The organism is Cellulosimicrobium sp. SJTW-1 (genome assembly GCF_047716875.1).
GTDB lineage: Bacteria > Actinomycetota > Actinomycetes > Actinomycetales > Cellulomonadaceae > Cellulosimicrobium > Cellulosimicrobium funkei.
Map to the genome: position 1 here is coordinate 1,488,256 of NZ_CP136680.1, position 12,896 is coordinate 1,501,151.

The following is a 12,896-nucleotide window of genomic DNA, read 5'->3' on the forward strand; positions in this document are numbered from 1 at the left end:
GCGGGCGCCGGGATCCCGGGCCGAGGTGGCCGGGACGGGTCTCAGTCCTGCGCGCGGAGCTCGGCGAGCAGCGGGCGGTGGTCGGACGTCGTGACGTCGAGGACCTCGACCGACCGGAACGTCACCGCGGGGGAGCCGAGGACCCAGTCGATGCGGTGCGCCGGAGCCTCGGCGGGCGACGTGAGCGCCGCGGGATCGCCCGCGACGTCCTGCCCGCTCTCGAGACCGGCGTCCTCGAGGAGGGCGATCTCGTCCCAGCCGGGCTCCGCGTTGAGGTCGCCCGCCAGGACGTACGCGTCCTCGGCCGGCTCGGCGGCGAGGAGAGCGTCGAGCTGGTCGAGGCGGGTCGGGGTGTTCTCCTCCCGGTGCTGCACGTGCACCGACGTGACGCGCACCGGGACGCCCGCGGCGTCGACCGTGGCGGAGACGGCCGAGCGCTCCTGGGGACCGGCGCCGTAGGGGAGTGAGTGGCGCACGACGTCGGTGAGCTCGCCCCGCAGCGGGTCCCAGAGGATCGCGTTGCCGAACTGGCGGTCGGCCGCGGGCGCGAAGACGACCCGCATGCCCGTGGCGCGCGCGAGGTACGTCGCCATGTCGGCGCCGCCGCCGAGCACCCAGCCGCGGGACACCTCCTGGAGCGTCACGACGTCGGCCCCGGACTCCGTGATCGTCGCCGCCATCTCGTCGAGCCGGACCGACGGGTCGGCGCTCACGCCGTAGTGCAGGTTCCAGTCCAGCAGCCGGAGGTCGCCCACCGGGTAGTCGGCGACGGCGGACGTCGTCGTCGGCACGTGGACCTGGGTGACGCCGACGAGCGCGAGCAGCGCGACCGCGCCCCCGAGAGCGAGCGCGAGCGGCCCGCGCTCCCGACGGGCGGGCCGCTCGTCGTCCGGGGTCGGTGCGGCGCGGTGCGCACGCCTTCCCGCGACCACGGCGGGGACGGCCACGGCGAGCGCGGCCGCGACGGGCAGCAGGGTGTGGGGGAACGGCAGCGGCACGTCGTACTCGAGCTGGTAGCCCAGCAGCGGGACCGCGACGCCGAGACCCGCGGCGCTCGCGGCGCCGGCGAGCCGGAGCCACGTGAGCGGCAGGGCCGGGCGGGTCAGCGCGAGGGCGAGCGAGCGCCCCGCGACCGGGACCAGCAGCACGAGCAGGGCGAGCAGCACCCAGCCCCACGCGCCCGGCCCGTCGAGGCGGGGGACCGCGAGCAGGACGACGGCGACGCCCACCACGAGCACCGCGGGCGGGAGCCACACCGCACCGGGACCGGACCGTGCGGGACGCGGGACGGCCCAGGCCGTGAGCAGCGCGGCGACGGCGAGCCCGGCGACCGCGAACGGGAGCGCGACGCCCGTCTGCGCCGACGCGAACGCCGGGTTGACCAGCACCTGCACGGCGAGCGCGACGAACGGGCCGAGCACCCACAGCCCGCGCGACCCCGGCAGGGCGTCGCGCCCGCGCAGCACCCACGCGCAGGCGAGCGCCGCCCCCGTGACGACGACCGTCACGACCCACGCGCCGACGTCGGCCCGCCAGTAGGCGTCCCACGTGCCCAGGACCGCGCTCAGCGCCGCGGCGAGGAGGGCGCCGAGCACGACGCCCAGGGCCACGAGGCGGCCCCGTGCGAGGCCGTCGGCAGCGCCCGCGCGGACGCCGCTCGCGAACCCCGCCACGAGGACGAGCACGCCGATCCCGAGCGCGACGGTCGCCAGGCCCACGCCGTACCGGACGAGCCCGAGGTCCGCGCCCGAGGCGATCGCCGTGCCGAGCCCCTGGAGCACGAGCCGCGCCACGACGAGCGCGGAGACGGCGAGCAGCACGACGCGGCCGGTGAGCTCGAGCCGCGCGGCGATCATCGCGACGAGCAGCCCCGGCGCCGCGTACGTCGCGAGGGCCGTCAGGGCCACGGTGACGACCCCCGCGGAGAACGCGTGGTCGAGCAGCGGGCCGCTCGACCGCACGAGCTCGACCACCGTCGCCGTGACGGTGACGACGAGGAGCAGGAGGGCGAGGTCGGCGCGGTCGCGCGGGACGACGGGGGCCGGCGCGGGGTTCACGAGGTGTGACGCTACCGCCCCGGGCCCGCGCGGCACAGGGCGGCCGGTGTCCGGGCGGGCGGGGTCGGTGCTCGGGACGGCGCCCGGGCCCTCAATCCTCGGGCGGGCCCTCCAGCAGGGCACGCAGCCCCGGCCAGGCGTCCGCGAAGGCCGGGAGGAGGTCGAGGCCCGCGACGTCGTCGACCGGGACCCACCGGACCTCGATGCTCTCGGCGTCGGTCGCACGCGGCTCGACCGGTGTGCCGTCCACGACCTCCGCGAGGACCGTCGTGTACCGCCACGGGCCGTGGTCGAGCACGCGCTCGCCCACGACGCGCACGGCCGCGGGGTCGATCCCCGCCTCCTCCTCCGCCTCGCGCAGGGCTCCCTGCGCGGCGGTCTCGTCCGGCCCGACGGCGCCCCCCGGCACGCCCCACGTCCCGCCCTGGTCGGACCACGGGGCCCGGTGCTGGAGCACGACGTCGGTCGGCCGCCCGGCGCCGTCGCGCCGGGCGAGCAGCAGCCCGGCCGCCCCGAACAGCCCCCAGTGCCGGCGTCCGCACGCGCACTCGACCCAGCCGTCGCCGGGCTGGAGGTGGCGGGGGAGCCGGGTCGGCGGCTCGTCGGGGTCGCGGGGGGCGGTCGGGATCGTCACGAGCCCCATGCTGCCAGCCCGGTGCCGTGCCCCGCCGCGCGCGGCGGTGCGCCGTCGGCGAATTCCGTGGACCGTGTGGGTGGCGCCCGGCACGATGTCCGGGTGAGCCATACGCCGTACGAGAACACCGACGCCGCGCCCGCGGACGCTGTCGACCGTCCCGTCGAGGACGACGCGCTCGCCCGGCCCCGGTGGCGCCGGGACACGGCGGTGTTCCTGTCGGGGCAGACGGTGTCCCTGTTCGGCTCGATGCTTGTCCAGTACGCCGTCATGTGGCACCTGACGATCGAGACCAAGTCCGGCTCGGTGCTCGCGCTGAGCACGCTGTTCGGGTTCCTGCCGCAGGCCGTCGTCTCGATCTTCGGAGGCGTGTGGGCGGACCGGGTGAACCGCAAGGTGCTCGTCATCGCCGCCGACGCCACGATCGCCGTGACGACGCTGGCGCTCGCGCTCCTCATGCTCGGCGGGGCCGACGACCTCTGGCTCATCTACGCCGCGCTCGCGGTCCGCTCGACGGGCGCCGGCGTCCAGACCCCGGCCGTCGCGGCGCTGCTCCCGCAGATCGTGCCCACGAGCAGGCTCCTGCGGGTCAACGGCATCAACCAGTCGATCCAGTCCGCGATGATGCTCCTCGCGCCCGCGGTCGCCGCCGCCCTGTACGCGAGCCTGTCCCTGGTCGCCGTGTTCTTCGTCGACGTCGTCACCGCCGTGGTCGGGATCGGGCTCCTCCTGCTCGTGCCCGTCCCGACCCTCGCGCGCGCCGCCGCGGGCGAGCGTGCGGGGTACTTCGACGACCTCGTCGAAGGGTTCCGCTACCTCGGGTCGCACCCGTTCGTCCGGTGGGTGCTGGGCCTCTACGCCGTCGTGTTCCTGCTCATCGTCGCGCCGTCGTACCTCACGCCGCTCATGGTCGCGCGCACCTTCGGCGAGGAGGTCTGGAAGCTCACTGTCAACGAGGTCGCGTTCTCCGTCGGGATGCTCCTCGGGGGCGTGCTGCTCGCGACGTGGGGCGGCCTCAAGAACCGGATCGCGATGATCGTCGGCTCGACGTTCGTCTTCGGCCTGCTGTCGGTCGCGATGGGCGTCTCGACGAACATGTGGGTGTTCTTCGCCTTGATGTTCCTGCTCGGGCTCTCCGTGCCGCCCTTCTCCACGACGTCGATGACCGTGCTCCAGGAGACCGTCGAGCCGGAGCGCCAGGGCCGGGTGTTCGGGTTCGTCGGCATCGTCATGGCCGTCTCGATGCCGCTCGGCATGGTCGTGTTCGGCCCGCTCGCGGACCGCTTCTCCGTCGAGTCGCTGCTCGTGGTCTCCGGCGTCCTCATGTTCGTCGTCGTGACCGTCGCCGTCGCGCTGCCCTCGGGACGGCGGGCGATGCGCGCCGCCGCCCAGCCCGGCTGACGGCAGGCAGACGGCGAGCTCGGCACCCGCGGTCGGGAACGGCAGTCGGTGCTACCGACCTCGACCTCGGGTGCCGAGCTCGGTCGGAGGTGCCGATCTCGGGACGCTCGTGCCGACCCCGGCCGGTCGCCGGGGTGGGACGCGCAGGTCAGTCGACGATCTCGCAGATGGCGGTGCCCGAGCTGACGCTCGCGCCCGCGGTCGCCGAGAGCGAACGGACGGTGCCGGCGCGGTGGGCGAGGAGGGGCTGCTCCATCTTCATCGCCTCGAGCACGACGACGAGGTCGCCCTCGGCGACCTGGGTGCCGTCGGCCACGGCGACCTTGACGATGGTGCCCTGCATGGGCGAGGCGAGCGTCGTGCCCGAGCCGCCGCCGTTGGACTTCGCGGCGCTGCGACGCGCGGGGCGTCGGGCGGCGTTGGCGGTGCGGGCACGCCCGGCGGCCATGCCGAGCCCGGCGGGCAGCACGACCTCGAGCCGCTTGCCGCCGACCTCGACGACGACGCGCTCGGTCGCGAGCGGCTCGTCGTCCTCGTCCGCGGGCGCCGCGGGAGCGGGCGCGAGCGTGGCGAGCCGGTCGGCGAACTCGGTCTCGATCCACCGGGTGTGCACGCGGAACGGCTCGTCGTCGGTGGGGACGAACGCCTCGGCGTCGAGCACGGCCCGGTGGAACGGGACGACGGTCGGGATGCCCTCGACCTCGAGCTCGCGCAGGGCGCGGCGGGCGCGCTGGACGGCCTGCTCGCGCGTGGCGCCGGTGACGACGAGCTTGGCGATCATCGAGTCGAACGCGCCGGAGATGGTGTCGCCCTCGACGACGCCGGAGTCGACGCGCACGCCCGGTCCGGACGGGAAGCGCAGGCGCGTGATGCGCCCCGGGGCGGGGAGGAAGTTGGCCGCCGGGTCCTCGCCGTTGATGCGGAACTCGATCGAGTGGCCGCGCACCTGCGTGGAGGTGTACCCGAGCGGCTCCCCGGCGGCGATGCGCAGCTGCTCGCGCACGAGGTCGATGCCGGTGACCTCCTCGGAGACGGGGTGCTCGACCTGCAGGCGGGTGTTGACCTCGAGGAAGGAGATGGTGCCGTCGGCGCCGACGAGGAACTCGCACGTCCCGGCGCCCACGTACCCGGCCTCCCGGAGGATGGACTCGGACGCCTTGTACAGCTCGGCCTCCTGCGCGGCGCTGAGGAACGGCGCGGGCGCCTCCTCGACGAGCTTCTGGTGGCGACGCTGGAGCGAGCAGTCGCGCGTGGACACGACGACGACCGTGCCGTGCTCGTCGGCCAGGCACTGGGTCTCGACGTGCCGGGGGGTGTCGAGGTACCGCTCGACGAAGCACTCGCCGCGCCCGAACGCCGCGGTCGCCTCGCGGACGGCGGACTCGTAGAGCTCGTCGATCTCGTCGGTGGTGCGTGCGACCTTGAGGCCGCGGCCGCCGCCGCCGAACGCCGCCTTGATCGCGATGGGCAGCCCGTGCTCGGCCGCGAACGCGTGGACCTCGCTCGCGTCGGCGACCGGGTCGGGCGTGCCGGGCACGAGGGGGGCGCCCGCACGGTGCGCGATGTGGCGGGCGCTGACCTTGTCGCCGAGCGCGTCGATCGCGGCGGGCGGCGGGCCGATCCAGACGAGCCCGGCGTCGAGCACGGCCTGCGCGAACTCGGCGTTCTCGGCGAGGAAGCCGTACCCGGGGTGCACGGCGTCGGCGCCGGAGCGGCGCGCGACGTCGAGGAGCTTCGCGATGTCGAGGTAGGTCTCGGCCGCGCGCGTGCCGCCGAGCGCGAACGCCTCGTCGGCGAGGTGCACGTGCAGGGCCTGGCGGTCGGGGTCGGCGTAGACCGCGACGGACGCGATGCCGGCGTCGGCGCACGCGCGCACGATCCGGACGGCGATCTCGCCACGGTTGGCGACGAGGACCTTGCTCAGGGGGCGGGTGGGGTTCGCGGGCACGGCTCACGGTAACGCGTGCGCACGGCGCGGTTCACGCTCCTGCGCGCGGTACCGGACAAGATTGGAGAACAAACCAAGCCGCGCCGAGGGCGGTTGTCGGAAACCTCCATAGCGGCCCGTCCCTGGGCTCCGAGAGGTGCGCGGCGTTGTCCGGCCTCGACAACGGGCGCCGCGCAGCGCGTCAGGCGCGCAGCGCGTGCCAGGCCACGCCGACCTCGCGCAGGAGCGACCGCACGAGCGGCAGGCTGATCCCGACGACGCCGTGGTGGTCGCCCTCGATCCGCTCGACGTACGGGCCGCCGAGGCCGTCGACCGTGAAGGCGCCGGCCACGTGAAGCGGCTCGCCGGTGGCGACGTACGCGTCGATCTCGTCGTCGGTGAGGTCGGCGAAGTGCACGACGGTCGAGCTCGTCGCGCCCACCGCCGCACCCGTCCCCCCGGCGTCGGCCGGGCGCAGGTCCACGAGCCAGTGCCCGGTGTGCAGGACGCCGGCGCGGCCGCGCATGGCGCGCCAGCGGGCGCGCGCGTCGTCCGCGTCGGCGGGCTTGCCGAGCACCTCGCCGTCGAGCTCGAGCATCGAGTCGCACCCGACGAGCAGCGCGGCGTCGTCCTCCGGCGTCCCTGCGGCGGCCGGGTCGAGCGTGCGCACGACCTCCTCCGCCTTGGCGCGCGCGAGCACCAGCACGGCCTCGACGGGCGCGAGCCCGCCGCGCTCCGCGGCGGCGTCGCGCAGCACGGCGTCCTCGTCGACCCCGGACACGCGCACGAGCGGGTCGACGCCGGCCGCGCGGAGCGTCGCGAGGCGGGCGGGGGAGCGGGAGGCGAGGAGCAGTCGGAGCACCCGCGCAGACTACCCGGCGCGCCTCGCTGCCCCGGCTACGCGAGGAGCAGCGCGGCGACGAGGAGCACGACGGGCGAGCCGACCGTCGTGACGAGGATCGTGTCGCGCGCGAGGATCTCGCCGCGCCCGAACCGCGCCGCGTAGTTGTAGACGTTCTGCGCGGTGGGCAGCGCGGCGAGCGTCACCGCCGAGGCGACGGCCGCGTCGTCGAGCCCGAGCACGAGCCGGGCGACGACGAACGCGACCACCGGCATGACGACGAGCTTGGCGGCGCTCGCGACGCCCACGGCCGCGCGCGGCTCTCCGCGCCGCAGCGGGCGCGTGCCGTGCAGCGACATGCCGAACGCGAGCAGGATCATGGGGATCGCGGCCCCGCCGAGGATGTCGAGCGGGGCCATGACCGCGACCGGCGGCGTCCAGCCGCTCACGGAGACGACGGCGCCCGCGAGCGACCCGAGGATGATCGGGTTGCGCACGGGCTGGGCGAGGACGAGCCGCCACGACGCCCGTCCGCTCGTCGTCACGTCGAGCACGAGCAGCGTGACGGGCGCGAGCACGAGGAGCTGGAGCAGGATCACCGGCACGACGGCCGTCGCGTCGCCCAGCACGTAGACCGCGACGGGCAGGCCGATGTTGTTCGCGTTCACGTAGCCGGAGCCGACGGCGCCGACCGTCGCCTCGGGGGCGGGCAGCCGCAGCCAGAGCCGGTCGACGACGACGAACACGCCGGCCGTGACGACGGCGGACGTCGCGGCCACCGCGAGGGGCGCCTGGAACAGCGCGCCGACGTCGGCCCGGGCGAGGACGGTGAACAGCAGCGCCGGGCTCGCGACGAAGAACCCGACACGGTTGAGCGCCGTCCGCGCGTCGGGGCCCCCGATGCCCAGGCGCGCGGTGACGTACCCGGCGGCCACGACGACGGCGATGACGGCGAAGCCGGTGAGGACGGCGCCCACGGGTCAGGACGCCCGGACGCCGGCCGGCCCGGGACGGCGCGCCGCCGTCCCGGGCCGGTCGGGCGCTGGGGTCACGACGAGAGCGCGTCGCGCAGCACGTCGAGGCCCACCGAGCCGAGGTTGAGCGCACGCTCGTGGAACGCCTTCGCGTCGAACTGCTCGCCGCGCGACTGCGCCGCGGCGCGCGCGTCGTCGCGCGTGGCCTCCCACAGGCGCTGCCCGACCTTGTACGACGGCGCCTGCCCCGGCCAGCCGAGGTAGCGGTCGAGCTCGAACCGCACGAACGAGTCGGGCATGTTGACGTTGGCGCGCAGGAACGCGAGCGCCTTGTCGGCGTCCCACGTGCCGCCGCCCCACTCCTGCGGGGCCGGGAGCCCGAGGTGCACGCCGATGTCGAGCACGACGCGCGCGGCACGCATGCGCTGCGCGTCGAGCATGCCGAGGCGGTCGCCGTCGTCGTCGAGGAACCCGAGGTCCGCCATGAGGCGCTCCGCGTACAGGGCCCAGCCCTCGCCGTGGCCCGAGACCCAGCACGCGAGGCGGCGCCACGTGTTGAGCGTCGCGCGCGCGTACACGGCCTGGCCGCACTGCAGGTGGTGGCCGGGGACGCCCTCGTGGTAAACGGTCGTCTTCTCGCGCCACGTGTTGAACTCGGTGACGTCCGCGGGGACGGACCACCACATGCGGCCCGGGCGGGAGAAGTCGTCGCTCGGCGGGGTGTAGTAGATCCCGCCGGTCTGCGTCGGCGCGATCATGCACTCGAGGTCGAGCACCGGCGCGGGGATGTCGAAGTGGACGCCGTTCAGCGCGGTGACCGCGGCGTCCGACGTCTCCTGCATCCAGGCCTTGAGAGCGTCCTTGCCGAGCAGCTTGCGGCTCGGGTCGGCGTCCAGCGCCGCGACCGCGTCCTCGACGCTCGCGCCGGGACCGGCGATGCGGCGCGCGATCTCCTCCTGCTCCGCGACGACGCGCGCGAGCTCCTCCAGACCCCACGCGTACGTCTCGTCGAGGTCGACCTCGGCACCGAGGAACGTGCGCGAGAAGAGGGCGTAGCGCTCGCGGCCGACGGCGTCCTCGGCGCGGGCCTGCGGGGCGAGGGTCGTCTCGAGGAAGTCCGCGAGCCGGCCGTACGCCTCGCGCGCGGCGGCGGCGCCGTGCTCGAGCTCCTTGCGCACGAGCGAGCACGCGGCGGAGTCGTCGAGGACGGCGTCGGCCTCGGGGCCCGAGACGAAGGTCGTGAAGAAGGAGCCCTGCGGGTCGGCGAGCTCGCGCGACTGCGCCACGCCGATCCGCACCTGGCGGATCGCGGCGACGTTGCCGCGCGACGCCGCCTCCGCGAGCGACGCCATGTAGCCGTCGATCGCACCGGGAAGGCCGTTGAGGCGGGCCGCGATGTTCTCCCACGCCTCGACGGTGCCCGTCGGCATGATGTCGAAGACGTCGCGCAGCTCCTGCACGGGCGACGCGATGTTGTTGAGGCTCGCGAGCGGCTCGCCGGCCTCGTGCAGCTCGAGCTGCAGGCCGATGCGCTCGCGCATCGCCGCGAGGGTGACGCGGTCGACGTCGTCGACCGGCTCGAGGCCGTCGAGCTCGCGCAGCACCGCGCGGTCGGCCTCGGCGCGCGCCTCGTGCCCGGCGGGGGACAGGTCGGTGACGAGGTGGTCGTAGCCGGACAGGCCCATCGAGGTGGCGGCCAGCGGGTCGAGCTCGGCGACCCGCGTGACGTACGCCTCGGCGACGGCGTCGATCGGCGTGGGGGTGCGGTCGGGGGTCCCGGCGGAGGCGCCGGCGGGGGTGGTGGTGGTGTCGCTCACCCGGACGAGACTACTCGGCGCGGGGCGAGCGCTCCGTGCGAATTTCGGGCTCGTCCGGCCCGTCCACGTCTGCCCCGTCGTCCGCGGCCGGGCCGCCCCCGCGCAGCGCGGCGAGCAGGTCGTCGGCCCAGTCGCGCTGGTAGCGGACGAGCAGCACGCCGGTCGCGTCCTCGTCGTCGGCCGCGTGCCAGACGGCGACCGGGTCGCCCGGGCGCGGGGCCGTCGTGCCCGCGGGCACGACGACGCGCACCGGCCGTGCCGTCGCCACGCCCGATCCCGTCGTGACGACGAGCGTCCCGCGCACGTCGCGCGCACCGGGCTGCGGGTCGTCGGTGGCCGGTGCGGGCACGGTGAGCGTGCCCGTGGCCCGGACGGGGGCGGCGAGCAGCGCGTCGCGACCGCGCGCGAGGCGCGCCGCGGCGCGGTCGTCCTGGTAGCGGACGAGCGCGAGCACGGCCGTCAGGAGCAGGCCGAGGGTCGCGACGACGACGAGCGCCTCCGGCACGGGCCAGCCGCGCGACGCGCCCGCGCGCTGGTAGACGAGGAGCGCGACCGTCGGCACGAAGGCGACCGCCCAGGCCCAGCGTCGCCACGCGGCGACGGGCACGACGGGCGGCAGCGCCGTCGGGTCGGCCTCGACGGCGTCGGCCGTCGGAGCATGCTCCACGAGCACCGCCCGCTCGGGCAGCCGCCGCACGCGCGGGGAGGGGCCGGCCGTCGTCACGAGCGCAGGCTCCAGCGCCAGGAGTCGGCGTTGTGCCGGCCCGCGCGCCCGCCGAAGCTCTTCGCCGTCGCGCCGTCGCCCGTCCCGCGCAGCACGCGCGCGCGGTTGGTCCACTCGTCCACGGGCGCGACGTCGTCGGGCACGTCGCCGGCCGCGGCCGCCGCGGCGAGCCCGGCCACGAGCGCGGCGACCTCGAGATCGTCCGGGGCGCCGCGCACGACGCGCACGCTCGGGGCGCCGGGCACCGGCTGCTGCTCGCTCACGCGTCGTCCTCGGGCTCGTCCGTGCCGCGGCCGACGCCCCACTCGGGGACGTCGTAGCCCGCCTCGGTGAGGCGCGCGTGCGCCTCGTGGCCCCACGAGTCCAGCAGCCCGACGACGTCGTCCAGGTCCGGGCCGCCGGGGTGCGAGACGACGACGTACTCCAGGGTGAACGTGTCGTCCTCCAGGTCCGCCGGGGCGGCGTCCGCGTCGTCGGCCTCCTCGCCCTCCGTCGGCTCCCACACGGACGACGTGAGGTCGGGGTGGATGCCGAGCGCCTCGTGCAGCACGTCGAAGAGCTGGGCGTTGAGCGCGCCGACGCGCGCCTCGAGCGCGAGGACGCGCGGGTCCTCGTCCGCCTCCGACGCCCCGAACTCGGCGCGCACCCCCACGGCGGTGCCGACGTACTCGTGCAGCGCCGCGGCGAGCGCGTCGACCGCGGCGTGCATCGGTGCCGGGTCGACCGCGCCGAGCGGCGCAGGGCCGTGCGTGGCGTCCTCGTGGCTCATGACCGTCCTTCTCTCGGGCCGCTCGTGCGGCGGGTCGTCGGGTGCGTGCGGTCCGCGGCGCTCACAGGGGGATGTTGCCGTGCTTCTTGGGCGGCAGGCTCGCGCGCTTGGTCCGCAGGGCCCGCAGCGCGCGCACCACCTGCACGCGCGTCTCGGACGGGCGGATCACCGCGTCCACGTAGCCGCGCTCCGCGGCGTCCCACGGGTTGACGATCGCGTCCTCGTACTCGGCGACGAGGCGAGCGCGCTCCGCCTCGACGTCGTCGCCCGCGTCGGCCGTCCGCTTGAGCGCCGCGCGCTGCAGGATGTTCACCGCGCCGCCCGCGCCCATGACCGCGACCTGCGCCGTCGGCCACGCGAGGTTGACGTCCGCGCCGAGCTGCTTCGATCCCATGACGATGTAGGCGCCGCCGTACGCCTTGCGCGTGATCACCGTGACGAGCGGGACCGTGGCCTCCGCGTAGGCGTAGATGAGCTTCGCGCCGCGGCGGATGATGCCCTGGTGCTCCTGGTCGACGCCCGGCAGGAAGCCCGGGACGTCCACGAGCGTGAGCACGGGGATGTTGAACGCGTCGCACGTGCGCACGAACCGCGCCGCCTTCTCGGCCGCGTCGATGTCGAGCGTGCCCGCCATCGCGAGCGGCTGGTTCGCGACGACGCCGACCGACTGGCCCTCCACGTGCCCGAACCCGACCAGCACGTTCTTCGCGAACAGCGGCTGCACCTCGAGGAACGCGCCCTCGTCGAGCACGTGCTCGATCACCGTGCGCATGTCGTACGGCTGCGAGTCCGAGTCCGGGACGAGCGCGTCCAGCTCCTCGTCCTCCTCCGTGACCGCGAGCTCGACGTCGTCGGGCAGGAACGACGGCGCGTCCGACAGGTTGTTCTGCGGCAGGTACGACACGAGGTGGCGGACGTAGTCGATCGCGTCGTCCTCGTCGCTGCCCAGGTAGTGCGCGACCCCGGACTTCTCGTTGTGCGTCAGGCCGCCGCCGAGCTCCTCGAAGCCCACGTCCTCGCCCGTCACGGCGCGGATCACGTCGGGCCCGGTGATGAACATGTTCGACGTCTTGTCGGCCATGACGATGAAGTCCGTGAGGGCGGGGGAGTACACCGCGCCGCCCGCGCTCGGGCCGAGGATGAGCGAGATCTGCGGGATCACGCCCGACGACGCGACGTTGCGGCGGAAGATCTCCGCGAACTGCGTGAGCGCAGCGACGCCCTCCTGGATGCGCGCCCCGCCGCCGTCGGAGATGCCGATGAGCGGCACCCCGGTGCGCAGCGCGAGGTCCTGCACCTTGGTGATCTTCTGCCCGTGGACCTCGCCGAGGCTGCCGCCGAACACCGTGAAGTCCTGCGAGTACACGCACACCTGGCGGCCGTCGATCGTGCCGTGCCCGACGACGACGCCGTCGCCCGCCAGCCGCTTCTTCTCCAGGCCGAAGTTGTGGGAGCGGTGCTTCGCGAACGCGTCGAGCTCGACGAAGCTCCCCTCGTCGAGGAGCGCGTCGATGCGCTCGCGGGCCGTCTTCTTGCCGCGCGCGTGCTGCTTGGTCCGCGCCGCCTCCTCGGGCAGCGCGACCGCCTCCGCGCGACGGCGGTCGAGGTCGGCGAGCTTCGCCGCGGTCCCGGTGAGGCGGGGCGCGTCGGCGCTCTCGGTCGTCGCGGGCGAGGTCGTCGCAGAGTCCGTCACGCACCCGAGCCTAGTTGGAGGATCGCACCCACTCGATGCGGCCGCCGCCAGCACCGCCG

Annotated in this window: 11 protein-coding genes; 1 reads left to right on the forward strand and 10 read right to left on the reverse strand. The window is 75.4% G+C overall.

What is annotated here, in order from left to right:
• Positions 1-41: 41 nt before the first annotated feature.
• Both RSE42_RS06720 and RSE42_RS06725 read right to left on the reverse strand, forming a co-directional pair.
• Positions 42-2,057 carry an endonuclease/exonuclease/phosphatase family protein gene (locus RSE42_RS06720; RefSeq protein ID WP_415298323.1) on the reverse strand — a complete coding sequence of 672 codons (2,016 nt, stop codon included), beginning with the start codon at positions 2,055-2,057 and terminating at the stop codon, positions 42-44.
• Between the two features lie 91 nt (positions 2,058-2,148).
• The gene (locus RSE42_RS06725) at positions 2,149-2,685 is read right to left on the reverse strand and encodes an NUDIX hydrolase (protein WP_043651364.1); all 537 of its coding nucleotides are present in this window, start codon (positions 2,683-2,685) and stop codon (positions 2,149-2,151) included.
• A gap of 108 nt (positions 2,686-2,793) precedes the next feature.
• Between RSE42_RS06725 and RSE42_RS06730 the strand changes: the two genes are divergently transcribed.
• Complete coding sequence (locus RSE42_RS06730; protein WP_415298325.1) at positions 2,794-4,092, forward strand: MFS transporter; 1,299 nt, start codon at positions 2,794-2,796, stop codon at positions 4,090-4,092.
• A gap of 148 nt (positions 4,093-4,240) precedes the next feature.
• Here RSE42_RS06730 and RSE42_RS06735 read toward each other — a convergent pair whose 3' ends face one another.
• From RSE42_RS06735 to RSE42_RS06770, 8 genes are all read right to left on the reverse strand, one after another.
• Positions 4,241-6,016: an acetyl/propionyl/methylcrotonyl-CoA carboxylase subunit alpha gene (locus RSE42_RS06735; protein ID WP_043651366.1), complete on the reverse strand. Its 1,776-nt coding sequence runs from the start codon at positions 6,014-6,016 to the stop codon at positions 4,241-4,243.
• A gap of 205 nt (positions 6,017-6,221) precedes the next feature.
• Positions 6,222-6,881, reverse strand: coding sequence for a Maf family protein (locus tag RSE42_RS06740; protein ID WP_415298326.1), 660 nt, complete (start codon positions 6,879-6,881; stop codon positions 6,222-6,224).
• A gap of 35 nt (positions 6,882-6,916) precedes the next feature.
• Positions 6,917-7,837: an AEC family transporter gene (locus RSE42_RS06745; RefSeq protein WP_043651312.1), complete on the reverse strand. Its 921-nt coding sequence runs from the start codon at positions 7,835-7,837 to the stop codon at positions 6,917-6,919.
• Positions 7,838-7,908: 71 nt separating this feature from the next.
• On the reverse strand, positions 7,909-9,651 hold the full coding sequence (locus tag RSE42_RS06750; protein WP_354806093.1) for a DUF885 domain-containing protein: 1,743 nt from the start codon (positions 9,649-9,651) through the stop codon (positions 7,909-7,911).
• A gap of 10 nt (positions 9,652-9,661) precedes the next feature.
• Positions 9,662-10,375 (reverse strand): hypothetical protein, encoded by a 714-nt coding sequence (locus tag RSE42_RS06755; RefSeq protein ID WP_415298328.1) that lies wholly within the window; start codon positions 10,373-10,375, stop codon positions 9,662-9,664.
• Positions 10,372-10,638 (reverse strand): acyl-CoA carboxylase epsilon subunit, encoded by a 267-nt coding sequence (locus RSE42_RS06760; protein ID WP_409141074.1) that lies wholly within the window; start codon positions 10,636-10,638, stop codon positions 10,372-10,374. The genes RSE42_RS06755 and RSE42_RS06760 overlap by 4 nt, the downstream gene beginning before the upstream one ends.
• On the reverse strand, positions 10,635-11,144 hold the full coding sequence (locus RSE42_RS06765; protein ID WP_409141075.1) for a hypothetical protein: 510 nt from the start codon (positions 11,142-11,144) through the stop codon (positions 10,635-10,637). The genes RSE42_RS06760 and RSE42_RS06765 overlap by 4 nt, the downstream gene beginning before the upstream one ends.
• A gap of 61 nt (positions 11,145-11,205) precedes the next feature.
• Positions 11,206-12,837 carry an acyl-CoA carboxylase subunit beta gene (locus RSE42_RS06770; RefSeq protein WP_043651320.1) on the reverse strand — a complete coding sequence of 544 codons (1,632 nt, stop codon included), beginning with the start codon at positions 12,835-12,837 and terminating at the stop codon, positions 11,206-11,208.
• Between the last annotated feature and the right edge of the window lie 59 nt (positions 12,838-12,896).